This window comes from Larkinella sp. C7, assembly GCF_006149005.1.
In the GTDB taxonomy this organism is placed as follows: Bacteria; Bacteroidota; Bacteroidia; order Cytophagales; family Spirosomataceae; genus Larkinella.
Genome location: NZ_VBSL01000007.1, coordinates 203,256 through 227,401, shown reverse-complemented (window position 1 = coordinate 227,401; position 24,146 = coordinate 203,256). Strand labels below are relative to the sequence as shown.

Below are 24,146 nucleotides of genomic sequence, written 5' to 3'. Positions count from 1 at the left end.
AACAAAAAAAAATACCGGAATCAGGTACTGCTTCCCTTAAAATTTGTTAAAACCCGCGTATTACTCAGCGATTTCCAATCCGGCCAGTCGCGCACCCAACGTTTTTGCTTTCCAGATGCAGTCAGACAGGCTCGGCCCCTCATACCAGTTGGCACACACATACAAACCGTCCGTTTCCAGCGCCGGCGTCTGCTCCCGAACCGGCACCATCCGGGCGTCATACTGCGGAATAGCCCGTTCCCAGCGCGTGAGCCACTGCCGCACCGGCGCTTCGGCCCGAATGCCAAACGCCTGAACGAGTTCGCGATGCACCCGCTGCCGGATGACCTCGTCCGGGTGTTGGGTGTTTTCCGCTCCCTGCTGTCCACCCACCAAACTGGTAAACAATACTTCATCCGCCGGGCATCGGTCGTCAAAAACCGAACTGCTCCAGATGTGACCAGCCGCAAACTGGTTTTCAACCCGCGGATTTAAACCGCCAAAACCGTCGAGCGGGTGGGTAACATCGGCGCGTTTATAGACCGAATGAACGGCGGTCATGGGCGGATAGGCGATTTGACGGAGCCGGTTGGCCACCTCCGGCCAGGTGGTCTCGAGCAGGTGAGCCGAAGCCGCTGTATCGCAGGCCAGCACGACAGCATCGGCAGGGTAGCTCCCACTTTGAGCCTCAAGCAGCCAGCCGGTTTCGGTTTTGGTCAGGCGGTTTATCGAGTCGTTCAGGTTGAGGGCCGTGAGTTGGGCTGCCAGGGCATTGGGCAACGTTTGCAATCCCTCGCGGAAACTGAACGATTGCCGACGCTCGGCCGAACCCGCCTTTTTGATGAAGCCTTTCAGTACCGAACCATACTGTTTTTCGTAGTCCAGCAGCATCGGATAGGTTTCCGAAACCAGCAACTGATCCGGATTACCGGCGTAAACACCGGCCACGAACGGTGCCAGTGCATAATCGACCACTTCCTGCGAAAACCGCCGGCGAAAAAAAGCACTCAAGGTTTCACCCGGGGGCGAAACCGTCGGGTTGGAACGCTCATGCCAGAACGCTTTTTTGGTTTCCCAACTAAAGAACGACGAAAAAAGCAGCGACAACGGCCCCGCTGGCAATTTACGATAGGCCCCATTTCGGTAAATATACCGCGCTTTACTCACCGGTTTGGCAAACCGAATGTCTGGTGTCAGCCCCAACTGATCGAGCCAGGCCAGCAAAGCCGCATCACCCAGCAGCGAATTCGGTCCGCGTTCGATCAGATACGGTCCGTCGCGCCGGGACTGCATAAGTCCGCCCGGTTCACGCCCGCGATCGAATAACCGATACGGGATCTGGCGTTGCTGAAGGTCATACGCCAGCGTCAGGCCCGAGATACCTGCTCCAATAATGGCAATCATTTCGTTAAATTTTTCAGTCGGGTCGGCAGCTTGCCTTTTTTCACGCTGCTGGTATCCGTCGTTTTTTTACGCCTTTCCAACTCTTCCGTCACCTTTTTATAAATTTCGGCCAACTGCTCCGGGTCCGATGAGTAATAGGTGTAACTCTTCGAATAAGCGGCCGTATCGACCTGGTATTTTCGAAAAATCTGTTTTTCTAGATGCTTGTAAATCAGCGTGTTGCTATCCTGTGAAATCCGGTTCAGCTTCGTAACCCGGGCTTCGGCCAAATGGATTTCGGTCAGAATCTGCGCCATTTTTCCCTCCGGAATCAGGTTTTCGGGCGCTTCTGCCACGGGCGTTTGGCAGGCCTGCAACAGAGCCAGAAGCAGGATCAGCAGGCCTATTCGGAATTGGCTGCACAGTTGCGCGTTCATTTTCGTTATTTTTGTCAAAGCTGGCATTTGGGTACAAATGTCGGGAATCCTGTTCTTAGAAACACGCTGTTCAACGCGGCTATTCTGGACTGAATTCTTTTTCACGGGATTTTCAGCCGCATTGAACCGAAAAAATACCATGCACGAGTTTTTGGCAAGACTATATCAGTTTGAAATTCGGATCCGGAAAGCCGTCAATTCGCAGATGCGCGGCAATTTTCGATCCATTTTCAAAGGTTCCGGACTGGAGTTCAGCGATTTGCGGACGTATCAGTACGGCGACGACGTGCGGGCAATCGACTGGAACGTGTCGTCGAAAGGCCATGGAACATTCGTGAAAATCTTCCGGGAAGAAAAAGACCAGACGGTTTTTTTCCTCATCGACGTCAGCGCGTCGCAGGAAATTGGCACCACCACCCGCTCCAAACTCGATACGACCCGCGAAGTGTGTGGCGTTCTGGCGTTGTCGGCCATCAAGGAAGCCAGTCATGTGGGCATGTATTGCTTCTCGGATCAAAAGGAAAAATACCTGAAACCGTCGAACAGCATGAAGCACGGTTATCAGTTGATTGTCAACCTGTTCAAGCTAAAACCGGAGTCCGTCCGAACCAGCCTGACCGATGCGCTGCTGTTTACGCTCAACGTGCTGAAACGTCGGAGTGTGGTTTTTCTGGTATCGGATTTTATCGACTCCGGCTACGAACACAGCCTGAAAGCCCTCGCCCGGAAACATGATCTGGTCGTGATTCACATGTACGACCAGCGGGAAACCAGCCTGCCGCGGCTGGGCATCATCCCGGTTTACGATACGGAAAGCCGCCGAACGGTTTGGGTCAACACCTCTTCTTCGGGCTTTCGGAATGGCATCAAGCAGACCTTCCGGCAAAGTCAGCAGCAGTTGGAGCGGTTTTGTAAACAATATAACGCCAATTACGTGGCACTCGATTCGCAGGCGGATTACGTTCCGCAACTGATCGAGCTATTCCGTGTCCGAAAAACCCGATGAATAGTATGATAGGAACGCGGCCGGGTCTTCGCACGATAAAACGGATTCAACCGATTAGAACGGATTTTATCCGATGGTTCGTTATTCGTAATTCGCTATTCGTTATTCATTATTTATATTTCCTCAACACCACCAACGCCCAGCCTCCCAAAGGCGTTTTCCTCACCGACACGATTGAAATTGGCAAACCGTTCCAGTATTCCCTGAGCATTCGTCACCGGTCCAGAGTCGATGTGCTCTTTCCGGATACAGCCCGGCATTTTGCTCCGTTTCTGGTGCGCGATATTTCTATTTTTTCGACCAAAACCGATGCCAAAGGCAGCCTCGACAGTTCGGTGTATACGCTTGTATCGTTCGAAACGAGCCCGACCCAGACGTTAAAAGTACCGGTATTTCTGCTGCGCACGCCCTCCGACTGCACCCTTGTTTTTTCCAATGTCGATACGATCCGGCTGCGGGAGCGCATTCAGACGATGCGCCCCGACACGCTCCGGCTTTCGACCACTACCGCCGTCGTTTCGCTTCGGCAGCAGATGAATTATCCGTTGCTGATGACGATTGTGGCGGGGTTATGCCTGCTGGCGGGGGTTCTGTTTCTGTTTTTTGGACGAACCATCCGAACGCGCATCCGGCGGTATCAGTTGTATCGGCAATACCTGGATTTTCAACGGGCCTTCAACCGACTGACGCGCGGCATTGGCCCCGAAACCGCCCACGAAGACGCCGGACGGGCCGTGGTGATCTGGAAACAGTACATGGAACGGCTGGAGCGAAAACCGTATACATCGCTGACGACCCGCGAAATTGTTGAATCGGTGCAGGATAACCGGCTGGCCGACGCGCTGAAAGAAATTGACGGCGTGATTTACGGTAGTGTGTATTCCGACCAGACGCAGCAGTCCCTCCGCATTCTGAACGAGGTGGCGGATACGGCCTACCGCCGGAGCAGCGTTCGGATGGAGGAAGTAAATCAGGAAGTGCCTATTTGACCAGTTGCCTATGGAGTGGTTTTCTTATCAATGGTTTACAATTTCGCAACTGCGCCAGTTTACCTGGGCGCAACCGATTTATTTGTACGCCATCCCGGCCATTCTCCTGCTCTTTGGCCTGCGATCGTTGTTGTCCAGTCCGTCGCGGCAACGGCTGAATGTGGCCCTGAACCAGACCGAACTCCAGCCTTCGCTGGTGGGGAGTCTGCGGCATTTGCTACCCCTCAGCCTGTTTATGGCCACCACGCTCCTGCTGATGACGCTTGCGCGGCCCCAGATCATTCGCGAAGAAACCGAGCGGGTGGCCGAAGGAATCGATTTGATGCTTGCCATTGACATTTCGTCGTCGATGGCCGAAACCGACCTGAAGCCCAACCGCCTGGAAGCCGCCAAGCGCGTGGCCCGCAGCTTCGTTAAAAGCCGCCAGAATGACCGGATTGGGCTGGTTATTTTTGCCGGCGAAGCGTATTCACTCTGCCCGCTGACAACCGACCACGACCTCCTGAACGGCTACCTGAACGACCTGGACGACAGCATGATCAAAACGTCCGGCACGGCCATTGGCAGCGCCCTGGCGGTTTGCATCAACCGGATGCGCGAGTCGAAAGTCAAAAGCAAGGTTACCATTCTGCTCAGCGACGGCGACAATACGGCGGGCAACCTCGATCCGGTGACGGTGGCGCGGCTGGCGAAAGCGTTCAACATCCGGATTTATACGGTGGCCATTGGTCGCCCGCCACTGCCGAGTGTGTCGAGCAACCTGACAACGGTGACGGTGGACGAAGGCATTTTGACCACCATTGCCAACATCGGGAGCGGCAGTTTTTTCCGGGCGGGCGATGCCCCGCGTCTCCAGGCGGTTTTCAACGAAATCGACCGACTGGAAAAAGCGCCGGTTAAAACCGTGATTTACAAGGATGTCAAAGATTTTTACCGCGTCTATCTCTACTGGGCCATCGTGTTCCTGTTGCTGACACTGTTCCTGAAAAACACGATTTTTGGAAATATACTGGAAGATTAAAAGTGGAGACGAAAGAAGATAGACAAGAGATGAAAGACAAAACCGGTGTGCAATCTTTACTCTCTTGTCTAACGTCTCCTGTCTACTATGCTACTTTCTCATTACAACGAAAACTACATTGAAGCGGGGCTGGATGAGGTCGGGCGGGGGTGTCTGGCCGGGCCGGTGGTAGCGGCTGCGGTTATTTTGCCGAAAAACTACACGCATCCCATTCTGACTGATTCGAAGCAACTAAGCCGTTTTCAGCGCGAGCAACTGCGGGCAGAATTGCAGCGCGACGCCCTGGCCTGGGCCATTGCGGAGGTGTCAAACGAGGAAATTGACCGGATTAACATACTGAAAGCCAGCTTTCTGGCAATGCATCAGGCACTGGATGCCATCATGGGTCAGGTTGATGGTATCAAACCGGATCATTTGCTGGTCGACGGCAACCGGTTTGTGAACTACCCGATGATCCCGCACACCTGCATTGTCAAAGGCGACACCAAGTTTTTATCGATTGCAGCCGCATCGGTGCTGGCCAAAACGTATCGGGATGAGTTGATGGAAAACCTGGCGATCGAGTTTCCGCACTACGGCTGGGAGCGGAACGTAGGCTACCCAACGCCCTACCACCGCCGGGCGATTCTGGAGTTCGGGCCGTGCCGGTGGCACCGGATGAGTTTTCGGCTGGTATAGAAATTCCATCGCCGATTACAACGTTTTGTGGCTCAACGGAATCCTGTCGGTATCTGCTTTTCTCCCAACCCTTTATGAAAATTCTGAACCTGCTGCTTCTGCTCCTTTGGGTAACGGCCTGCAACCGCAAGAACGAAGATGCGATTCTGGCCAGAGGCTCTTCCTTTCGTTTGATTCGAACCGATTACTACGGAAGTCCGGCGAATCCGGCTTCGTTTCGGTCCACCCGCTACGACTACGACGAGAACAACCTGCTCCGCGAGGTCATTTCGGAAAACACAAACGGTACGGTAGACAGCAAACAGGTTTACCGGTGGACAGACGGCAATACGCTTCGCGTGGAACAGCATTTTACCAATCCGCCCTGGTCAAGTAGCATTCAATCGGGACAACCCCTGAAAATCTACTCCTACGATGATACGGTTTTTAATCCCGACACGACCATCCGCAAACGACAAAGCTATACCCAGACCGATACAAAAACCGAGTATCGCTCCTCCACAATATTTGAGTATGCCTACGGGAATCGAATTACGAGGCAAAACATTTACACGAGCGATGGAAAGCTGGCTTCGTACACCGTATTCCAGTATGATAACCGGGGAAACGTGACGATGGAGGAGCTATATACCGACGTTTCCGATAACGCCCGGCCCAATGTCAGCACAACCTACGAATACGATACTGCGCCAAATCCGTACCGCACGGCCCGCCTGAACTCTGAGATTAGCTGGTACATGAGTCCCAATAACATTGTCCGCCAAAAGTCAATCAACCTGGTTTCGTTAATCAGCACCGACGAACAGTGGAGATACGAATACCGTCCCGACGGCTATCCCGCCCGGATGATTTATGCCGATGGCCGGAAAGAGGAATTTTTTTACAATCAGTAGTAAACCGTTACCCCTGCTTTGGGCGCTTGTACAGTGGCACAGTGCTGCACGGTTCGCCGAACATGATGCTTTGGGCAACGGGGCGCAACCGGCGGGTGATTTCGACATAAGCCGCCGTCGGCACCGGCACTTTGCTGCAGCCTTTCACCACCACGCGGGTGTCGCGGTAGTCTTCAATGTTGATGCGGGCAATGGCGTCGAAGTAGAGTTTTTCTTCGAGATCCTGCAGCGAACCGAACACCACGGTGTGGGCGTAGGGTTCCAGGTGAATCGTCAGGAGCATGAAAGCCCAGGTCGGAACGATGGCGTCTTCGGTGCAGGTGACGGCCACATTTTTACCGGTGTATTGGCTCCAGTCGTGGGTTTTCAGAAATTCGCGAAAATCTTTTTCCTTGAGAATCAGCCCCATAAACAGGTTGTCCTTCAAGTCGTAGACAATCCGCTCGCCGGGGTGGTAATAATCTTCCAAGTCCAGGGATACCAGGCCACTTTTGGCGACCCGGTTGACAATCAGTTCCGTTTCCATACCCGCTAAACAACCAGTTTCTTCGGCTTGGTTCCCACAAAATCTTTTAAGTAGTAAGGCTCAAAATCAGCGACACTTTCAAACCGGCCTTCCCGATATGCCAGGGCGGCCAGTTGGCCCACCGTTCGGGCCGAAGGATGAATGACTTGTTCGGGAAAAACCGCATTCGGTTGATGCGCCAAAACCGCCCGGCACTTGGCCGCACCATTTCCGAAAAACACGACGGTCTGTTGCGCCAGTAAGTCCGCAAACGATTGTTCATCAATGATTTGCGCCGAGGTTAGTACCCTTTCACGACCTTCCGAATCATAAACCGCACAGTAGACTTCCATCCGCCGGGCGTCGAGCAACGGGCAAAGGGCGTAGGACACGGGATAAAAACCGTTTACCTGCCACGCCATCGCTTCGAGCGTGTTGATCGCCAGCAGCGGTTTATCGAGGGCGAAACACAGCCCTTTGGCCGTCGAAACGCCAATCCGCAAACCCGTGTAGGAACCCGGCCCTTTCGCCACGGCGACCGCGTCCAGTTCAGAAAGCTGGTGTCCACTCTGATGAACCACATTCTGAATCAGCGTCGTCAGCATGCCCGACGATGATTTTTCGGTAAACAATTCGAAACAGGCCAAAACCGCCCCGTCGCGATGAAGGGCTACCGAACAGACGGTGGTGGAAGTATCAATGGAGAGAATGAGAGACATGAAATGAATGATGAGTTATGAACGATGAATTTGTGCGCTAGCCCATTCATCGTTCATAACTCATCATTAAAAAATTAAGGTTTTCCTTTCAAAATAGACTGGTACCGGTTCATGTCTTTGAACAGGTCAAGGGCGGCTTTGATTTCCGGATCGGTTGCAAAAGACACTTCTTTCATGCCTTTCTGGAGGTAATAATGACCGACAATTTCCTGCTCCAGCAACGTTTTCAGTTCGCCTTTGAACGTTACCAGATCGACGTCTTTACTGTGCGACAGTTTGGTACGCAACGCTTTTAGCTGATCCTGAATCTGATCGAACGATTTTTCTTTCTTGGCCGAGGCTTCGAGCGTTCCCAGTTCTTTTTCAACCTGCGTGGTGTAATCATATTCCTTGTCTTTCAGCCACGTCACAAAATTCTGGTACTCGGCGTCGGTTAGGCTGAACTCGCGCGCGGGCTTGATGGTCGGGTGGTCATGCCGGTATTTGATGGCGTAATCGAAGATCAACCCCTTGTTGGTCAGGCTGATCGCGATTGGCGCGGGTGTTGTCGGTTCCACCAGCACATCCGGCGTAACGCCACCGCCGTCGTAAACCGGGCGACCGGCTTTGGTTTTGAAGGCGGTTTTCAGCGAATCCGGAATCTTGCCCACGCTGCCGTCCGGGTTGCGGTGGCTGTAGTCGATGGCCTGAATGCAGCGGCCGCTCGGAATGTAGTATTTGGCCGTGGTAATTTTCAGTTTGGTGTTGTACGAAAGTTCGCGGGTGGTTTGCACCAGCCCTTTTCCGTAGGTCAGTTGACCCACCAGAACACCCCGGTCGTAGTCCTGAATAACGCCCGAAACGATCTCGGCCGCCGAGGCACTCCGGCTGTTGGTCAGCACCACAATCGGGATTTCCAGATCCAGGGGTGGGTTCAAAGCCGTGTAGGTTTTGTTCCATTCGGTTACTTTGCCTTTGGTCGTCACAATCTCCGACTCGCGCGGCAACCAGATGTTGGCGATATCGATGGCCATGTTGAGCAAACCGCCCGGATTTTCGCGCACATCCAGCACCAGCTTTTTCATGCCTTTGCCTTTGAGTTCGACAAACGCATTCCGCACCTCGCGCGACGCCGTGCCGGTAAAATCTTTCAGATCGATGTAGCCCACGTCGCTCGAAATCATGCCGGAATACGGCACGTTGGTCATTTTGACAACGTCGCGCGTCACGTTCAGGTCAATGGGGTCCTTGGCACCGAAGCGTTTCACCGTCAGTTTGACCGCCGTATTGGTTTGCCCCCGGAGCAGTTTGTCGGAATCCAGTTCGCGCCGGGCTTTAATGTCCACGCCGTCGACCTTGAGAATCTCATCGCCAATCTGCAAACCGGATTTCTCGGCGGGCGTGCCTTCGTAAATCATCATGACAATGCTGCGTCCCTGCCGCGAGCCAATGAGCGCCCCGATGCCGTTGTAGCGTCCGGTGGTCATCGTCATGTAATCTTCAATTTCGTCTTCGGCAAAAAAGTTGGTGTAGGGGTCGAGCGATTTCAGCATGGCGTCGATGCTGTTCTTCACCATCCGGTTCGGATTCAGTTCGTCAACGTAATATAAATTCAGTTCTTTGAACAGCGTCGCGTAAATGTCCAGGTTGCGGGCGATTTCAAAAAACCGGTCGTCGTTGCGGAACGAATAAAAACCCAGGCTTCCTGCCAGAAGGGTCGCTCCCAGGGCGACAGTCAGACGTTTGCGCATATCGTTAAGGAAAATGAGTTATTACACAGAGTTGATCAGAGGTACACAGAGAAAACTTTGATTGCCTCTGCTTCTCTCTGATCAACTCTGTGTAACAGTAACTCGACCTAAAGCTAATTTCATACTTTTTTCTATCTCTTCAAACGAAATTATTGCGCGGGCGGTATATAAAAAGACAATATAGGCAGGAGGTTGCTTCGGTTTTTCAGCGGTTCCGAACAGAAGTGCTTTATTCAGGCGGTAGGCTTCGCGGACCCGGCGACGGATCAGGTTGCGGTCGACGGCTTTTTTGAAGTTTCGACTGGAGACGGAAATCAGGATGGCGGGCAGCGGATCGGTCCGTTCGGGATCGTCCGTATAGAGGAGTCGAAATGGAAAAAGGTAGAACGTCCGCGTGGTCGCACTACCTTTCTGAAATAACTGACCGATGGTTTTTTTACTGCAAAGCCGTTCGGATTTCTTGAACGTTTGCTTCATCTCCGTTTACGGTTTAGGGTTTACAGTTTACGGTTTAGGTCGCCTAATCGAACCGTAAACTGTAAACCCTAAACCGCAAACGAATTAGATTTTAAACCGATCGCCTTTTTTCTCGTCCGAAACCGTCAGTTTATGACGTCCTTTTGCGCGACGGGCGGCCAGTACTCTGCGGCCATTGGCTGATGCCATGCGCTCGCGGAAGCCGTGCTTGTTCCGGCGCTTACGGTTCGAAGGTTGAAACGTTCTTTTCATGACTAACTATATCTTGGATGCCTATTTTTCAAATGAGTCTGCAAAGGTAGAGAATGTTACGGAACGAAACAAGTTTGATTTTCACATTTAGCGTTTTCACAAACAAGCGGTTATATTCGCAGGTATGCACTACCGTATTTCGTCGACCAACCCTTCGTCCCGGCTCCTTGAAGTTGATTTTTTGCTGACGGCCATTTCATCTTCCACCGTTGACCTGCAGCTCCCCGCCTGGCGCCCCGGCCGGTATGAGATTCAGAACTTCGCCAAAAACATTCAGCGGTTCGAAATCTTTGATCAAACCGGAAAACCGCTGGCGTTTCAGAAAATCACCAAAGACCGCTGGCGGGTGCAAACCGAAGGTGTTTCGGAACTCGTCGCCCGGTATACCTATTACAGCAATACCATCAACGCGGGAACCAGCTACGCCGACGAGCGGCTGTTGTACCTCAATCCGGTCAATCTGTGCCTGTATGCCGACGGCCGTTTGCTGGAACCCTGCACACTCGAACTGGCCATTGCGGACGATTGGCAGGTGGCCTGCGGAATGAAGCAAACCGCACCCAACGTCCTGATTGCCGCCGATTTCTACGAACTGGTCGACTGCCCGCTCATCGCTTCGCCCGATCTGCAACATCTTCAATATGAAGTCGATGAAACGCTGTTTCACCTCTGGATTTGCGGTAACATCAAACCGGATTGGGAACGAATCCGGCGCGATTTCAGCCGGTTTTCGGAAACCCAAATCCGGCTTTTTGGCGAATTTCCCGAGAAAGACTACCATTTTCTGACGCTGATTCTGCCGACGGCGCATTACCACGGCGTCGAACACCGCAACTCCACCATGCTAGTGCTGGGTCCGAACGACGAAGGTGAGGGCCTGTATACGGATTTGCTGGGCGTTTCGTCACACGAATTGTTTCACACCTGGAACGTCATTCGCATCCGTCCGACGGAGCTTTTGCCGTATGATTTCACCCGGGAAACGTACTTCACGACCTGCTTTGTGGCCGAAGGCGTTACGACCTATTATGGGGATTTGCTCCTCCGCCGGGCGAACGTTTTCACCGATGCCGCCTATTGGAAAGAGCTTCAGGTGCTGCTAAAACGGCATTTTGAACCCAGCGGACGATCGTTTCAGTCGCTCACCGAATCGTCCTGGGATTTGTGGCTGGACGGTTACGACAAAGGCGTACCAAACCGGAAAGTGTCGGTGTATTACAAGGGCGCTACGGTAGCGCTCATTCTGGACTTGCACATTCGCCGGAAATGGAACCATGCCCGTTCGCTTGATGACGTCATGCGGCTGATGTGGGAACGATTCGGAAAACCGTTTGTGGGGTATACGCTGGAGGAGTATCGCACCATCACGGAAGAAGTGGCTGGTGAACCGCTGGACTGGTATTATGACCGCTGCATCTTCGGCAACGAACCGCTGGAACCGCTCCTGAACGAATACCTGGCGTTTGTCGGCCTGCAACTGGAATACGATTCCACTGATCTGGTGAATGCGCCTTCAGTATTGCTCGTTCAGCACGACGACGCGGCCGGTCTGCAAAATCGCTCCCAGTGGCTGGGTGCTCAACCCTGATCGGGTTGGAGAACTGGTAAATCGTCAATCGTAAGGTCACTTGTTATCTTTCTTCTTCTAATGAAACTCCTGGCTAAAACCGCCCTGCTCCTCCTGATCGTGTTGACCGGCACCAGCCACCGAACCGGTTTCACTGGGCCAACAAAACCGCTCGCTTCGGCGGTGACGATCAACCTGAATGAGGAATTTCAAACCATCCATAGCTTCGGCGCGTCCGATTGCTGGTCGGCCAAGTTTATTGGAAAATGGAGCGATGAGGCCAAAAAAAACCAGATCGCCGATCTGCTCTTTAGTCAGGATACCCTGGCCAACGGACAGCCCAGGGGCATTGGCTTGTCGTTGTGGCGGATCAACATCGGTGCAGGAAGTTTTGAACAGAAAGACAGCAGTGCCATTCGGGATGAATGGCGTCGGGAAGCGTGTTTTCTGACTCCGGACGGCCGCTACGACTGGAGCAAACAGGCCGGAACTCAATGGTTTTTACACGCAGCCCGCCAGCGGGGCGTTCGCTATACCCTCGGGTTTACCAACTCTCCACCCGTGCAAATGACCCGCAACGGCAAAGCTTTTTCGCCGGGCGGCAAAGCATTCAACCTGAAACCAGCCGCGCTGGAACCCTTCGCCGACTTTCTGGTGACCGTAGCCGAACACTTCAAACTCGATTACCTGAGTCCCATCAACGAACCGCAGTGGGACTGGACCGCCGGCAAAAACGGCAAAGCGAATCAGGAAGGCTCCCCGGCCGAAAACGCCGATATGCTGGCGGTAACCAAAGCCTTATCGAATAAACTGGCATCCCGCCAATCCAACACCAAGGTCGTAACGGGTGAAGCGGGCCAGCTTGATTATCTCTACGAGAAAGCCGAAAGTGGTCGGGGTGAGCAGCTTGACTACTTTTTTGGTCCTAACCAAACCGCTTCTTTGACCAAACTTCCGAATGTAGAGCCAATCTGGGCGTATCACAGCTATTTCTCGACCTGCCGGGACTCGACGCTCGTGGCAATGCGCCAGAAAGCGGCTCAGCGCGCCAAAACCGTGGGAAGTCCGCAACTCTGGCAAAGTGAGTTTGGTGTTCTGGGCGACATCTGCGGCCAGTACAACGGCAGTCCGCGTCACACCGACATTGACTATGGGCTCTACGTGGCAAAGGTGATTCACAACGATCTGACCATCGCCAACGTGACATCGTGGCAATGGTGGCTGGCCATCAATCCGTACGATTACAGCGATGGGCTGGTGTATATCAACGGCCCCGATGGCGGATATAAAAACCACGACAACGCCCGGCTTGACGGGCAGGTGATCGACTCCAAACAGCTTTGGGCGTTCGGCAATTACGCCCGCTTCATCCGGCCCGGTATGAAACGGGTGGCGGTTCGCATGGGTGCAGTGGCGAACCCGGTGGCCGAAGCGAGTCAGGGTATGGTGTCGGCCTACAAAGATGCCGCGCGGAAACAGCTTGTGCTGGTTTGCATCAACATGACCTCCGATGCCCTGACCGTACCCCTCAGCGGGGTAAAAATTCAGAACGGAAGCTTTGCCGGTTATACCACTTCCGCCACCCAAACCCTGACGAAATCCACCGTACACGCCGACCAGATCCGGCTGGAACCCAAATCGGTCGTTACGCTGGTGGGGACGTATCAATAATCAGGGAATACCGCTCAAATCAGTTTTTCTTTTTGGCACGCATTTCCGGCAACGTCTGTCCGGTATCGCCCTGTGCCGCTTGTGGTGCATCCAGCGAATTGGTAGTCGTGTCGCCCTGAATTCCCATAATGCTCGTATCATTCGCCATTGTCGTCGAATCGGTGCCTGATTGCGTGTTTTCCGTTTTAGAATTACAACTCAGGCAAAAGGTTGTCGAAAGAATACCAAACCCGACGATCAGGCTACGGTATCCATTTTTCAGGTAGTTTTTCATGCTAGTTGAACGTTGAGTGACTACTATCGTAACCAGGAGGTGGGCGAGATGTTTGGAAAAAATGACAGAATGAGCATACGCTAACAATCCTGACAAAGTGCGGTTATCTTTAAAACCGTTCTTGTTTCAATCTTGCTTTTTTCGTATCTTAGCTTGTTATGAATTTCAAGCTGACTTCAGAATTTAAACCGACTGGCGACCAGCCACAGGCCATTGAAAAGCTGGTAAAAGGCATTAAAGAAGGCGAACCGTCGCAGGTGTTGTTGGGTGTTACCGGATCTGGGAAAACGTTTACTGTAGCCAACGTCATTGCCCAACTCGATCGCCCGACGCTCGTGCTAAGCCACAACAAAACGCTGGCAGCCCAGCTCTACGGCGAGTTCAAGCAGTTTTTCCCCGAAAATGCTGTTCAATATTTTATCTCGTATTACGATTATTACCAGCCGGAAGCGTTCATCGCAACGACCAATACGTACATCGAAAAAGACCTGGCCATCAACGAAGAAATCGACAAGCTCCGGCTGGCGACGGTTTCGGCCCTGATGAGCGGTCGTCGGGATATTGTCGTGATTGCGTCGGTTTCCTGCATTTACGGCGCCGGTAACCCGAACGAATACCAGAAAAGCATCGTGCGGCTGGGCGTGGGCGAAACCATCAGCCGCAACCAGTTTCTCTTCAAACTGGTCGAGATTCTGTATAGCCGCACCGAGGTAGAATTCACGCGCGGTTCGTTCCGGGTTAAGGGCGATACCGTCGATATTTTTCCCGGTTATGCCGATTTTGCGTACCGGATTGTCTTCTTCGGCGACGAAATTGAAGCCATTCAGCGCATCGATCCGGCATCGGGCAAGAAAATCGGCGACGACCGGATCATCGCCATTTTCCCGGCGAACCTCTTCGTGACGGGCCGGGATACCCTGAACATGGCCATCGGCGAAATCCAGAATGACCTGGTGGCGCAGATTCGCTATTTCCAATCCGAATTCCGGAATATGGAGGCCGAGCGGATCAAGGAGCGAACCGAGTTCGACATCGAAATGATGCGCGAACTGGGCTATTGTTCCGGTATTGAAAACTACTCCCGGTATTTCGATCGCCGGCAACCCGGCCAGCGCCCCTTTTGTCTGCTCGATTATTTCCCGGACGACTTTCTGACGATTGTGGATGAAAGCCACGCGACGATGCCGCAAATCCGGGCGATGTGGGGCGGTGACCGCTCGCGCAAGGAAGCCCTGGTCGACTACGGTTTTCGGTTGCCGTCGGCACTGGACAACCGTCCGCTTACCTTTCAGGAATTTGAGCAAATGGCCGGGCAAACGGTTTTTGTCAGCGCCACGCCGTCTGACTATGAACTACGCCGGAGCGAAGGCGTGGTGGTCGAACAGCTGATTCGTCCGACGGGTCTGCTCGACCCGGCGATTGAAGTACGGCCCAGCCTCAACCAGATCGACGATTTGCTGGAAGAAATCGACATCCGCGTCAAGCGCAAAGAGCGGGTGCTGGTGACGACGCTGACCAAACGCATGGCCGAAGAGTTGAGCAAATACCTGGAACGGGTAGGCGTGAAAGGCCGCTACATTCACTCCGAAGTGAAAACGCTGGATCGCGTTGAAATCCTGCGGGAGTTACGACTGGGTGTTTTCGATGTACTGGTGGGTGTCAACCTGCTGCGCGAAGGACTCGATTTGCCGGAAGTATCGCTGGTGGCCATCATGGACGCCGACAAAGAAGGTTTCCTGCGCGACATTCGATCCTTGATTCAGACCATTGGCCGGGCGGCCCGGAACTCCAACGGACGCGTGCTCATGTATGCCGACCGCATCACCGGTTCGATGGAAAAAGCCATCAGCGAAACCAACCGACGGCGGGAAATCCAGATGGAATACAATGAGAAACACGGTATTACGCCGATGACGATTCTGAGGTCCCACGATTCGATTATGGGACAAACCAGCATTGCCGATTCGCGTCCGGAGGCCAAACAATACTACGTTGAACCCGACGAATTCCAGATTGCTGCCGATCCCGTGGTGCAATACATGGGCAAAAACGACCTGGAACAGATCATCAAGGAAACACAGCAAAAAATGGAAAAAGCAGCCAAAGAGCTTGATTTCATGGAAGCGGCCCGGTTGCGGGATGAGTTGTTTCAGCTCCGCGACCGGTTGAAAGCGACTCAAAAAGTCTAAGAAGTTGTTTGAATTAAGGCCGGAAGCTTCCCTGTCAATAGTCAAAAGGTTATCCACAACTGGTAGCTCCGCAGGAGCGGCCTGAAGTTGTGGATAACCTTTTGACTATTGACAGACCGCCCTTCCAGGGCTTCCGGATTAACTCACCGTAAGATCCGTCCAAGCTCCCAACATGATAAGAATCCCACGGACTAGAGCGGCACCGGCCTTCCGACCAGGGGTGCTTATACCATCGCGGCTTCTTTCATCCGTTCGGCGTTTTCGGCCATGCGGAGTTGCTCGATAAAGTTGTCGATGTCGCCATCCATCACCGTCGGCAGGTTATACACCGTCAGACCGATGCGGTGGTCGGTAACCCGGCTTTGCGGATAATTGTAGGTCCGGATTTTGTCGGAACGGTCGCCACTACCCACCATCGACTTGCGCTGCGAGCTGATTTCGTCGTTGTGCTTTTGCAGTTCAATTTCGTACAAACGTGACCGCAAAACCGTCAGAGCTTTCTCGGTATTTTTGATCTGCGAACGTTCATCCTGACACTGCACCACCAAACCCGACGGAATGTGTGTCAGCCGAACCGCCGAATAGGTGGTGTTGACCGACTGCCCTCCCGCACCCGAAGAGCAGAAGGTATCTTTCCGAATGTCGTTCATATTGATCTGAACGTCAACCTCTTCCGCTTCGGGTAAAACCGCTACGCTGGAGGCTGAGGTATGAATCCGCCCCTGCGATTCGGTGGCCGGAACCCGCTGAACGCGGTGAACCCCGGATTCGAATTTCAGTTTGCCGTAGACGTCTTCGCCTTCGACCTGGCAGATAATTTCTTTGTAACCGCCCGAGGTTCCTTCGGTGAAGTCCATCAGCGACATCCGCCAGCCCATGCGGTCGCAAAGCCGCTGGTACATGCGGAAGAGATCACCGGCGAAAATGGATGCTTCGTCGCCACCGGTTCCGGCCCGAATTTCGAGAATGACGTTTTTGCTGTCGTTCGGATCTTTCGGAATCAGCATTTCTTTCAATACGTCCTCCATCGGTTCGCGCTGCGGCACCAGCTCATCGAGTTCGGCTTTGGCCATTTCGCGCAAATCTTCGTCCTTCTCGGTCGCCAGCAGTTCCTTCGCCCCGTCAATGTCGTTCAGCAGTTTTTTGTAAACCTGATACTGCTTGACAATCTTTTCGAGGTCTTTGTATTCCTTGCTCAGCTTGGTGTATTTCTTCTGATCCGAAACGATTTCCGGCATCATGATTTGCTGAGAAATCTCCTCAAACCGTTCTTTTATGGATTCTAATTGATCAATCATTGGTCAAAAATATTATGCCTTCAAATTGCCTCGTTCCCCTCAAGACCGGGTGAATTTTGATACAAATCTACGAAAATTCGGTCAGTCAACACTTCGGTCGTACATTTGTCAACGAAACGGGCAATCCCATCGTTATCCTGATTGATGACAAGATTTCACTTCACTAAGTTCCTGGCAATGAACCGTATCTTTTCCCCTTTTGCTTTCCTGCTGAGTCTGTTGTTTCTTCTATTTTTTGAGTCCGCCTGCTCTCCCGACCAGAATCAGAATACGAAGGAACTGGCGCAGGAAATGAACGACCGGAAAATTAAGCGGGTCACCAACGTCCAACTCACAACCACTGTCGACGAATGGGGTAAAGCCCTCATTCTGACCACCCGAAAAGCCCTGACTCGTGAACTGACGAAAAAGCCCGGAGACTCCACGTTTTGCAACCTGGAAAACATACCGGCCATTCAGAAACTGGAGAAACAGTACGCCATTACGATCGATTTGCTGAAGGCAAAAGATGTAACCAACCCGGCCCTGGACCCCAAAGAGCGGGATTTGCTGGGTGCGTATGTCTACAACGCCCAGAATAAACTGGAGCAGAACGACAACGTCCAGAAACTGAACGACACGCTGTTTGTCTACAATTCACCCGTTGCGACGGATGATGTGATTTGCAAAACCTGCACGGACAGCGCGGCTTTGCCGTTCGTGATCTGGCGCATCGTGTTCAATAAACGGGAAGTGATCCGGCGGGTCAATCCGAAGAAATTGAAATGACGCAAAACGCGCGTTTTTTCCTGATTAGTAGGCTGTGCGTACCGCTGGCACGCTAAGATCATTCTGGGACACCTTCTCCTACAAACATCTGTCCTTTACGGGTCCAAAAATATCTTTTAGCCTAAAATTTAAGCAAGATGCGGTATAGCATTTTCATGCGATTAAATAGTACTTCAGACACGATGATTTTGTACTTTTAACACACTCGTATTCCATTCCCTTAACAAACATACTGTTTCACGTATGAACAATCTGAAAAACAAAGCAGAGCAGGCGGTTAGCCGACGAGGTTTTGTCAAAGCTTCGTCGCTGGCCCTGGCTGGCGTGACCATTCTGCCCCGGCATGTGCTCGGAGGCAAAGGCTTTATCGCGCCGTCTGATAAACTGAACGTTGCCGGTGTCGGCATCGGCGGTATGGGAAAAAGCAACCTCAACGCCCTGGCGCCCACCGAAAACATTGTGGCCCTCTGCGATGTCGATGAGAAATACGCCGGCCCGGTTTTCGAAAAATACCCGAACGCCAAGCGGTACAAAGATTACCGCAAGATGCTGGAAGCCCAGAAGGACATCGACGGCATTGTGGTGGCCACACCCGATCACCTCCACGGTGTTATTGCATCAGCCGCCATGAAACTCGGCAAACACGTCTACGTGCAAAAACCGTTGACCGTTACGGTTTGGGAATCGCGCGAACTGGCGCGGCTGGCAAAAGAAAATCCGAAAGTCGTTACGCAAATGGGAAATCAGGGCCATTCGAACGACGATGCCCGCCTGATCAACGAATGGATTGCCGACGGCGCCATCGGCAAAGTGCAGGAAGTCCACGTCTGGACCAACCGCCCCATCTGGCCACAAGGCATGGAAGTACCAAAAGAAGCCGTCGACGCCCCATCGACGCTGGACTGGGAGTTGTTTTTGGGTCCCGCTCCGCACCGGGCCTACAATCCGGCGTATACCCCGTTCAAATGGCGTGGCTGGGTCGATTACGGTGCCGGTGCGCTGGGTGACATGGGGGCTCACCTCGTCGATCACCCGTTCTGGGCGCTGGGTCTCAATCCACCAATCACGGTAGAAGCTTCCTCAACGCCGTTTAACAAGCAAAGCTACCCGGTTTCGTCGCTGGTGACCTTCGAGTTTGAAACCAAAGACAAGAAAAATCCGCTGACGATGACGTGGTACGACGGCGGTATTCTGCCACCCAAACCGGTCGAATTTGGCGATGGCCCCGTTCCCAAAGGTGGTGGCGTTTTATACATCGGAACAAAAGGAAAGCTTTTCCACGAAACCTACGGCTCCAAACCGCGTCTGTTGCCGCAGGAAAAAATGGATTCCTACAAAAAACCGGCGCAGACCATTCCACGTGTCGGCATGAGTCACGAACGCAACTGGGCCGAAGCCTGCAAAGGCAATGGCAAAGCGGTTTCTCCCTTTGAATACGCTGGTCCGTTGTGCGAAACCATGCTGCTGGGCATCGTGGCACTCTACAAACAAGGCACCAAACTGAACTGGGATACGAAAACCATGGCCTTCACCAACGCCCCAGAACTGAATCCGTATCTGAAACGCGAGTACCGCCAGGGCTGGGCGATGTAATTTTAATAGAATATAGAATAAAGACAAGAGAGTAAAGACCTGAAAAACCGTGTCTTTACTCTCTTGTCTTTGCTCTTTTCTCTCTTTCAAAACCTATGAAAAAAAATTCACTGACTGCGCTGTTCTTCCTATCGGTCGTCCACCTGTTTGCACAGGCTCCGAACACCTTGACTGCACAGGAAAAGAAAGAAGGCTGGAAACTGCTCTTCAACGGCAAAGACGTCAGCGGCTGGCATACGTACGGCAAAACCGGTGTCGGCTCGGCCTGGATTATCGAGAACGGGGCGCTGAAACTGAACGTGCCGGAACGCGCCGGAAACAAAGCCAAAAACGGGGGGGATCTGGCGACGGATCAAACGTTTAAAGGGGATTTTGAATTCAAGGCGGATTGTAAAGTCGAACGGTTTACGAACAGCGGTATTTTCTTTTTTGTAACCGAAGCCCCGGAATACAAGGAGATTTACCACACAGGACTGGAGCTTCAGGTGCTCGACAACGCCATCTACGAAGGAGCCCCGGAAAACAAACACCGCGCGGGCGATTTCTTCAGCGTCGCCAATGCCCGCATTCGCGAACCAAAACCCGTGGGCGAGTGGAACCAGATTCATTTCAAGCTGAAAGGGAAAGTACTGTCGGTTTACATGAACGGCTATCTCATTCAGGAACACAACGTTGAGAGCACCGACTGGAAAAAACGAATCGCCGAAAGCAAGCTAAATACCGCGCCGATCAGCAAAGGGCAATTGACCGGGCGGATTGGTTTGCAGGACTGGGGCAGCACGGTTTGGTACCGGAACATCAAGATTCGGATGTTGTGATGTCCTAATTTTCCGTCATTTTCCGCCAAAAAACGATGATTTACCGACCGGTTCTTTGCTGCTAAAAGAATCTGGATATATTTGTTTTACAAAACCTAAACAAATATGAATCGTCCGTACTTAGGCGAATTTGAGGAACTGGTGCTGCTAACGGTTGCCATGCTGAACGGGCAGGCTTACGGCGTGACCATTCTGGAAGAAATCGAGAAGCAAACCGGTCGCACCGTCAGTCTGAGTGCCATTCATGCGACGCTGCAACGACTCGAAGAAAAAGGCTACCTCAAGTCGCAGATGGGCGGGGCCACCGCCGAGCGCGGGGGCCGCCGGAAGCGGTTTTTCAATGTGACGCTGGGCGGAACCCGGGCCTTGCAGGAAATCCACACCACCCGGAACAACCTCTGGAACCAGATCCCGAAAACCGGGCTGGCCTGATTTCTGGACCACCTTTGGTTGCCATTCGTGTATTCACCTTAACTCGTCCGAACCTTGATCCCCAATTCTGTGTTCACTGACAAAAATCCCATTTTCATGGACTGTCAGTACCTGCCACTCACCGCCACCGGCCAGTTTTCGAATCTGTTCCTCGATTATATCTCTCAAAAAGAAGCTCTCCAACCCTATTACAACCACTTTCCAACCCTGGAAGCGTTTGAGGACCAAGTCAAAAACCGGGCGTTCGACGACAGCAAACGGCAGACGCTGGTGGAAGTTCTGGAACGGCAGTACCAGCACATTCCCAACAAACCCGACTTCTCGGTCCTGACCCAGCCCAATACCTTTACGGTGACGACGGGCCACCAACTCAATATTTTCACCGGGCCACTTTACGTCCTTTACAAGTGGATTACGACGGTAAATCTGGCGAAAAAACTGAACGAAACGTATCCGGCCTACCGGTTTGTCCCGATCTACTGGCTGGCCGCCGAAGACCACGACTTTGCCGAAATCAACCATTTTACGCTATTTGGCAAAAACTATACCTGGGAAACGGAGCAACGCGGAGCCGTGGGGCGGATGAGCCCGAAGGAATTGAAAACCGTGTTCGACCAGATGCCGGAAAAGCTGTTTCTGTTTGAAGAGGCTTACCTGAAACACGATACGTTGTCGGACGCCGTTCGCTGGTATGTCAACGAACTGCTGGGCAAAGAGGGCCTGATTTGCCTCGACCCCGACGATGCGGACTTGAAACGACTGTTTGCGCCGATCATCAAAGACGAGTTGCTGAACCGCCCAACCGAGAGCATCGTTACGCAAACCACCCAGCAACTGGAAGCACTCGGGTACAAAACGCAGATCACACCCCGCGAAATCAATCTTTTTTACCTGGAAGACCAGTTGCGCGAACGGATTGTTACCGATGGCGAGGATTCGTATGAAGTTTTGAACACCGAAATACGGTTTTCGAAGGAAGAGATCGTTGCCCTGGTTGACGAACATCCGGAGCGGTTTAGCCCCAATGTGGTGCTTCGCCCGGTTTATCAGGAAGTCATTTTGCCGAATCTGGCCTACATCGGCGGTCCGTCAGAAGTGCCGTACTGGCTGCAACTGAAGGGCATTTTCGATCATTTCAAGATTCCGTTTCCGCTGCTGATGCCCCGCAACTTTGCGTTGTACGTTAATCCCGCCAGTGCCAAAAAAATGGACAAACTGGGTGTATCGCCCGAAGAACTGTTCTGGGACGAGGTGAAATTGCGCCGGGCGTACACGGAACGAATTTCGGGAAATTCCCTCGATCTGACGGACCAGAAGGCTTGTCTGGAACAGTGCTTTGCCGAGATTCTGCACAAATCCGTCAAAGTGGATCGGTCGCTGGAAGGGGCCGTGCTGGCCGAAAAAGCCCGGCTGATGCACACGATCGATCATCTGGAAAAACGGCTGAAGAAAACCGAGGAGAAAAATTACGAAACGGTTCTCATCCAGTTGATGACCCTGAAACAAAAGCTCTTCCCGAACGGCGGTATTCAGGAGCGGTCCGAAAATTACCTGAATTTCCAGCTCAACGACCCGCAGTTCATCCCGAAATTGCTGACGGTTTTTGATCCGATGGCCTACCAGATGCTGGTGTTGAAAGACTAAGCCATGACGAAAGCCGAGCTGCGTGCGGAATTTCGCCAGAAACGCCGGTCGTTGTCCGAAGCCGAATGGCAAACCCGCTGCGAAGCCATCTCAAATCGTTTTTTTACGTTTCTGCCAACCAAACCGGTTTCGGTTATCGGTACGTTTTTGCCCATCGAAAGTCAGAAAGAAGTCGATACCTGGCTCATCGTCCGGCGGCTCTGGCAGGAATTTCCACAGATTCGGGTGGCCGCGCCCGTCACGAATCTGGAAAGCGGCACCCTGGAAAACTACGCGATCACTCCCCAAACCGTGTTTATCAAAAACCGGTACGGTATTCCCGAGCCTCCCACTTCGTTATTCGCTATTCAAAATTCAGTATTCGATATTATTTTAGTCCCGTTGTTAGCTTTCGACCAAACCGGCAACCGCGTCGGCTACGGGGGCGGTTTTTACGACCGGTTTCTGGCCCAGTGCCGCCCGGATTGCCTGAAAATCGGCCTGTCGCTATTCGATCCGGTCGATCAGATTAACGATGTGTACGAAGGTGATATTTCCCTGAATTTCTGCATCACACCCGATCAGATCTGGGTTTTTGATGGGAACGCTGATCTGACGGATTGAACGGATTAAAACTGATTTTATCCGTGAAAATCCGTTCAATCCGTCAAATCGCATCGGCGACCCGGCCGCGTTCCTATTTTTCGTAGATTGCCGGAATGAAAATCCTCGCTTTCTGGTGTTGTATGCTTCATACGGTTTTGGCTCAAAAGCTCCCGGCGGCTCTCGATTCGGTGATGCACCGCAACTTTCCGGCCGACCAGCCCGGCGGTGCCCTGCTGGTGGTGATCGATGGAAAAATCGTCTACAACCGGGGTGTTGGCCTGGCCAATCTGGAGACGAAAACGCCCCTTTCGCCGGAAACCAATTTTCGGATGGCGTCGGTTTCCAAGCAGTTCACGGCGATGTGCATTCTGCTGCTGGAGAAACAGAAAAAGCTATCGCTGGAGGACAATTTGCTCAAATTTTTCCCGGATTTCAATCCAAACGTTGGCAAAACTATCAAGTTGCGTCATCTGCTGACGCACACTTCCGGGATTCTGGATTACGAGTCCCTTTTGTCGTCCAGTCGAAAAGAGCAGATTTTTGATGCGGAAGTGTTGACGCTGCTACAGTCGCAGGACTCGACGTATTTCGAACCGGGGAGCCGGTTTCGCTACAGCAATTCGGCCTTCTGTTTGCTTACACAAGTCGTGGAGCGGGTCACGAAAAAACCGTATCTGGCGTTCATCACCGAAAGCCTTTTCAAACCGCTGGGCATGAACCAGACGACGCTCTATGAACCGAAGCGGCCGATTCCCAACCGGGCGATGGGCTATGCCCGAAATCAGGACCAAACCATCCGGTTTTCGGACCAGAGCGTGACGAGCGGCACCAAAGGCGACGGCTGTGTTTATACTTCCCTGGCGGATTATAAAAAATGGAGCGACGCGCTGACAACCGGCCAACTGGTCGATGTTGGGGAAAAACTCAAAACCATCCATCATCAGATTGAAGGACAGCCAAACGGTTTCTACGGGCTAGGCTGGTTTTTCACCCAAACAAATGGCGAAGCATCGGAGTTTTTCCACTCCGGCAGTACGTGCGGTTTTAGCAACTGCGTCGTTCGCATTCCCCAGAAAAAGACATTGATTGTTCTGTTTTCAAATCTGGCCGACAATCACCGGCCTTTTGCCGATGTTTTAAACGTGCTGAAAGCCGACATGGAAATCTCCATTGACGTTTGGGCATTGCACAATCTGACGAATTGACTGGCTATTTCGGGTAAGCGATAGACTTGAAAT

Annotated in this window: 24 protein-coding genes; 15 read left to right on the top strand and 9 right to left on the bottom strand. The window is 52.6% G+C overall.

Annotation, left to right across the window (positions count from 1 at the left end):
* Positions 1–60 precede the first annotated feature (60 nt).
* On the bottom strand, positions 61–1,383 hold the full coding sequence (gene hemG / locus FH871_RS19200; RefSeq protein WP_138993019.1) for a protoporphyrinogen oxidase: 1,323 nt from the start codon (positions 1,381–1,383) through the stop codon (positions 61–63).
* Positions 1,380–1,799, bottom strand: coding sequence for a DUF4296 domain-containing protein (locus FH871_RS19195; RefSeq protein WP_138993018.1), 420 nt, complete (start codon positions 1,797–1,799; stop codon positions 1,380–1,382). Before FH871_RS19195 ends, hemG begins: the two co-directional genes overlap by 4 nt.
* A gap of 139 nt (positions 1,800–1,938) precedes the next feature.
* Here FH871_RS19195 and FH871_RS19190 point away from each other — a divergent pair, with 139 nt between their 5' ends.
* The 5 genes from FH871_RS19190 to FH871_RS19170 all read left to right on the top strand — a co-directional run bounded on the left by FH871_RS19190 (position 1,939) and on the right by FH871_RS19170 (position 6,386).
* Positions 1,939–2,805 (top strand): DUF58 domain-containing protein, encoded by an 867-nt coding sequence (locus tag FH871_RS19190; RefSeq protein ID WP_138993017.1) that lies wholly within the window; start codon positions 1,939–1,941, stop codon positions 2,803–2,805.
* A complete protein-coding gene (locus FH871_RS19185) occupies positions 2,802–3,794 on the top strand; it encodes a hypothetical protein (protein ID WP_138993016.1) in 993 nt (330 codons plus the stop codon). Before FH871_RS19190 ends, FH871_RS19185 begins: the two co-directional genes overlap by 4 nt.
* A 10-nt stretch (positions 3,795–3,804) precedes the next feature.
* Positions 3,805–4,815, top strand: a complete 1,011-nt coding sequence (locus tag FH871_RS19180) for a VWA domain-containing protein (RefSeq protein ID WP_138993015.1) — start codon at positions 3,805–3,807, stop codon at positions 4,813–4,815.
* A gap of 87 nt (positions 4,816–4,902) precedes the next feature.
* Complete coding sequence (locus tag FH871_RS19175; RefSeq protein ID WP_138993014.1) at positions 4,903–5,493, top strand: ribonuclease HII; 591 nt, start codon at positions 4,903–4,905, stop codon at positions 5,491–5,493.
* A 74-nt stretch (positions 5,494–5,567) separates the two neighbouring features.
* The gene (locus FH871_RS19170) at positions 5,568–6,386 is read left to right on the top strand and encodes a hypothetical protein (protein ID WP_138993013.1); all 819 of its coding nucleotides are present in this window, start codon (positions 5,568–5,570) and stop codon (positions 6,384–6,386) included.
* Positions 6,387–6,393: 7 nt separating this feature from the next.
* Here FH871_RS19170 and FH871_RS19165 read toward each other — a convergent pair whose 3' ends face one another.
* The 5 genes from FH871_RS19165 to rpmH all read right to left on the bottom strand — a co-directional run bounded on the left by FH871_RS19165 (position 6,394) and on the right by rpmH (position 10,069).
* Complete coding sequence (locus tag FH871_RS19165) at positions 6,394–6,912, bottom strand: DUF2480 family protein (protein ID WP_138993012.1); 519 nt, start codon at positions 6,910–6,912, stop codon at positions 6,394–6,396.
* A gap of 5 nt (positions 6,913–6,917) precedes the next feature.
* Positions 6,918–7,610, bottom strand: coding sequence for a tRNA (adenosine(37)-N6)-threonylcarbamoyltransferase complex dimerization subunit type 1 TsaB (tsaB, locus tag FH871_RS19160; protein WP_138993011.1), 693 nt, complete (start codon positions 7,608–7,610; stop codon positions 6,918–6,920).
* Between the two features lie 74 nt (positions 7,611–7,684).
* Positions 7,685–9,340, bottom strand: coding sequence for a S41 family peptidase (locus tag FH871_RS19155; protein WP_138993010.1), 1,656 nt, complete (start codon positions 9,338–9,340; stop codon positions 7,685–7,687).
* Between the two features lie 81 nt (positions 9,341–9,421).
* Complete coding sequence (rnpA, locus tag FH871_RS19150; protein WP_138993009.1) at positions 9,422–9,817, bottom strand: ribonuclease P protein component; 396 nt, start codon at positions 9,815–9,817, stop codon at positions 9,422–9,424.
* A gap of 84 nt (positions 9,818–9,901) precedes the next feature.
* Positions 9,902–10,069, bottom strand: coding sequence for a 50S ribosomal protein L34 (rpmH, locus tag FH871_RS19145; RefSeq protein WP_111628991.1), 168 nt, complete (start codon positions 10,067–10,069; stop codon positions 9,902–9,904).
* A gap of 124 nt (positions 10,070–10,193) precedes the next feature.
* Between rpmH and FH871_RS19140 the strand changes: the two genes are divergently transcribed.
* Both FH871_RS19140 and FH871_RS19135 read left to right on the top strand, forming a co-directional pair.
* Complete coding sequence (locus FH871_RS19140; RefSeq protein ID WP_138993008.1) at positions 10,194–11,657, top strand: M61 family metallopeptidase; 1,464 nt, start codon at positions 10,194–10,196, stop codon at positions 11,655–11,657.
* Between the two features lie 60 nt (positions 11,658–11,717).
* On the top strand, positions 11,718–13,307 hold the full coding sequence (locus tag FH871_RS19135; RefSeq protein WP_138993007.1) for a glycoside hydrolase: 1,590 nt from the start codon (positions 11,718–11,720) through the stop codon (positions 13,305–13,307).
* A gap of 19 nt (positions 13,308–13,326) precedes the next feature.
* Here the strand turns inward: FH871_RS19135 and FH871_RS19130 are convergent, their stop codons facing one another.
* Positions 13,327–13,581 (bottom strand): hypothetical protein, encoded by a 255-nt coding sequence (locus FH871_RS19130; protein ID WP_138993006.1) that lies wholly within the window; start codon positions 13,579–13,581, stop codon positions 13,327–13,329.
* A 158-nt stretch (positions 13,582–13,739) separates the two neighbouring features.
* Between FH871_RS19130 and uvrB the strand changes: the two genes are divergently transcribed.
* Positions 13,740–15,770, top strand: coding sequence for an excinuclease ABC subunit UvrB (gene uvrB, locus FH871_RS19125; protein ID WP_138993005.1), 2,031 nt, complete (start codon positions 13,740–13,742; stop codon positions 15,768–15,770).
* Between the two features lie 224 nt (positions 15,771–15,994).
* Here uvrB and prfA read toward each other — a convergent pair whose 3' ends face one another.
* Complete coding sequence (gene prfA, locus FH871_RS19120; protein WP_138993004.1) at positions 15,995–17,068, bottom strand: peptide chain release factor 1; 1,074 nt, start codon at positions 17,066–17,068, stop codon at positions 15,995–15,997.
* A 177-nt stretch (positions 17,069–17,245) separates the two neighbouring features.
* On the opposite strand from prfA, the gene FH871_RS19115 reads away from it, so the two are divergent.
* The 7 genes from FH871_RS19115 (at position 17,246) to FH871_RS19085 (ending at position 24,113) form a co-directional block, all read left to right on the top strand.
* Positions 17,246–17,836 carry a hypothetical protein gene (locus FH871_RS19115; RefSeq protein ID WP_138993003.1) on the top strand — a complete coding sequence of 197 codons (591 nt, stop codon included), beginning with the start codon at positions 17,246–17,248 and terminating at the stop codon, positions 17,834–17,836.
* Between the two features lie 243 nt (positions 17,837–18,079).
* On the top strand, positions 18,080–19,429 hold the full coding sequence (locus FH871_RS19110; RefSeq protein WP_138993002.1) for a Gfo/Idh/MocA family protein: 1,350 nt from the start codon (positions 18,080–18,082) through the stop codon (positions 19,427–19,429).
* Positions 19,430–19,524: 95 nt separating this feature from the next.
* Complete coding sequence (locus tag FH871_RS19105; protein WP_138993001.1) at positions 19,525–20,247, top strand: DUF1080 domain-containing protein; 723 nt, start codon at positions 19,525–19,527, stop codon at positions 20,245–20,247.
* Between the two features lie 105 nt (positions 20,248–20,352).
* Positions 20,353–20,679: a PadR family transcriptional regulator gene (locus tag FH871_RS19100; protein WP_138993000.1), complete on the top strand. Its 327-nt coding sequence runs from the start codon at positions 20,353–20,355 to the stop codon at positions 20,677–20,679.
* Between the two features lie 96 nt (positions 20,680–20,775).
* On the top strand, positions 20,776–22,323 hold the full coding sequence (bshC, locus tag FH871_RS19095; protein ID WP_138993120.1) for a bacillithiol biosynthesis cysteine-adding enzyme BshC: 1,548 nt from the start codon (positions 20,776–20,778) through the stop codon (positions 22,321–22,323).
* Between the two features lie 3 nt (positions 22,324–22,326).
* Entirely contained in the window at positions 22,327–22,926 is a 600-nt protein-coding gene (locus FH871_RS19090; RefSeq protein ID WP_138992999.1) for a 5-formyltetrahydrofolate cyclo-ligase, read from the top strand.
* Positions 22,927–23,021: 95 nt separating this feature from the next.
* Positions 23,022–24,113, top strand: a complete 1,092-nt coding sequence (locus FH871_RS19085; protein ID WP_138992998.1) for a serine hydrolase — start codon at positions 23,022–23,024, stop codon at positions 24,111–24,113.
* Positions 24,114–24,146: the final 33 nt, after the last annotated feature.